Raw genomic sequence first — 1,845 nt, 5'->3', positions numbered from 1 at the left:
CCGCCTAACCTCCAGGTGATGGTATATTATGGTGGCGGGCGGCGGGAGTAGCCGGCGCGCGGCGTGTGTGGGTCGGGTGGGCCGCGGTGGTAGCGGCGGATCTTGCGGTAGCCGGTCAGTTGGCCGCCGGTGTCGAGGTCGACCTCGTAGCTCGCCATCAGGCTCATCGTGTCGGGCACGCGGGCGAGTTCGAGGACCTCCACCTCCAGCGTCCAGCCGTCGTCCGTCTGCTCGAAGGACGACACGGACTCGACGGCCATGCCCGTCAGCTCGGCGAGCTGGGCGCGCGCCTGGCGCAGCACCTCGACGGGACTGGGGCGGTCGTCGGCGCTGTGCCTGTCGGCGTCTTTGCGTTCCGTGCGTGACTCCTGGGACTCGTGTCGCTTGCGTGAAGGGTCGGGATGCGGTGTGTCTCTCGTGTTCGACATGGCCACCTCTTCCTCCCGGGTGGCCATCGAGCCGCAGGCCAAACCTTCAGGAGCACTCTCCATCGCGCAGCGCCCCGGGACGGCGGGCGCCAGGGGCGGCTCAGCGCACGACCGCCTCCTCCACCAGGAGCCGCGCGGCCGCCGCGATCGCCTCGGCGTCGATGCCGGAGGCGTGCAGCTGCTGGTCGGGCGCGGCCGAGCCGGGCATCGTGCGGACGGCGAGCCGGGCCAGTCGTGGCACGGGCCGGCCGTCGAGGAACGCGTCCAGGACGGCGTCGCCGAGGCCGCCCTCCTCGCGATGGTCCTCGACGGTGAGCAGGCAACCGGTCTCCTGCGCCGCCTGACGCAGCGTGTTCCGGTCGACGGGCTTGACGGAGTACAGGTCGACGACCCGGACGCGGATGTCCTCGGCCTCCAGCGACTCGGCGGCGGCCAGGGCCTCGTGCAGGGTGACACCGGCGGCGACCACGGTCAGCCGGTCCTCCTCGGAGGAGCGCAGCACCTTGCTGCCGCCGACCGGGAACTCCTCGTCCGGGTGGTAGACGACCCGGGTCTCGCCGCGCGTCGTGCGCAGGTAGCGGATGCCGTCCAGGCCGGTCATGGCGGCCACGAGCTTCGCCGTCTGGTTGGCGTCGCACGGGTACAGCACGGTCGAGCCGTACACCGCCCGGAACATCGCCAGGTCCTCGAGGCCCATCTGGGAGGGCCCGTCCTGGCCGATCGCGACGCCCGCGTGGGAGCCGACGAGGTTGATGCCGGAACCGCTGATCGAAGCCATGCGCACGAAGTCGTACGCGCGCGTGAAGAAGGCGGCGAACGTCGAGGCGAACGGCACCCAGCCGCGCGTGGCCATCCCGACGGCGGTCGCGACCAGCTGCTGTTCGGCGATGTAGCACTCGAAGAAGCGGTCTGGGTGCTCCTTCGCGAACAATTCCGTACGGGTGGAGTCGCCGACCTCGCCGTCGAGGACGACGACGTCGGCGCGGGCGGTGCCGAGCGCGGCCAGCGCCCGGCCGAACGCGTCCCTGGTGGCGACCTCGTCGCCCCTGTCGTAGCGCGGGAGTTCCAGCGCCGACGTGCCGACGGAGTGCAGCATCCGGGTGCCGGTCGGCTCCTGCACCGCAACGTGGAGGTCACGCCGGCCGCCCAGTTCGGCGACCGCCTCCTCGGGCTCGGGCAGCGGCTTGCCGTGCAGGCCCTCGCGGTCCTGGACGGAGGCGACGCCCTTGCCCTTGAGCGTGCGGGCGAGGATCACGGTGGGCTGTCCCTTCGTGGACTCCGCCTCGCCGTAGGCACGGTCGAGCGGCCCGACGGGGAGGGCGGCGGTCTACCCCGGGTTCCACCCGAACGCCCGGGCCCGGCGGGGGGTAGCGTCACGGGGGGGGCCCGGGCGGGTGTGGGCGCCCGGGCCCCCCCC

1 protein-coding gene and 1 pseudogene are annotated in these 1,845 nt (G+C 72.8%); both read right to left on the bottom strand.

Features of this window, described 5'->3' with window-relative positions; all coding sequences use genetic code 11:
- Window positions 1-26: 26 nt before the first annotated feature.
- Window positions 27-428: a gas vesicle protein gene (locus tag ACFW2E_RS37725; RefSeq protein WP_384473816.1), complete on the bottom strand. Its 402-nt coding sequence runs from the start codon at window positions 426-428 to the stop codon at window positions 27-29.
- 100 nt (window positions 429-528) lie between these two features.
- A pseudogene (locus ACFW2E_RS37720) lies at window positions 529-1,845 on the bottom strand (transketolase); the annotation flags it as partial.

The organism is Streptomyces sp. NPDC058964, from assembly GCF_042741275.1.
Classification (GTDB): Bacteria; Actinomycetota; Actinomycetes; order Streptomycetales; family Streptomycetaceae; genus Streptomyces.
Note: the sequence above shows the minus strand (reverse complement) of the source record. Positions and strands in the feature narration are given on the sequence as shown.

Coding starts and splice junctions, on each gene's coding strand:
- ACFW2E_RS37725 (WP_384473816.1), bottom strand. CDS start 428: ATGTCGAACACGAGAGACACACCGCATCCCGACCCTTCACGCAAGCGA.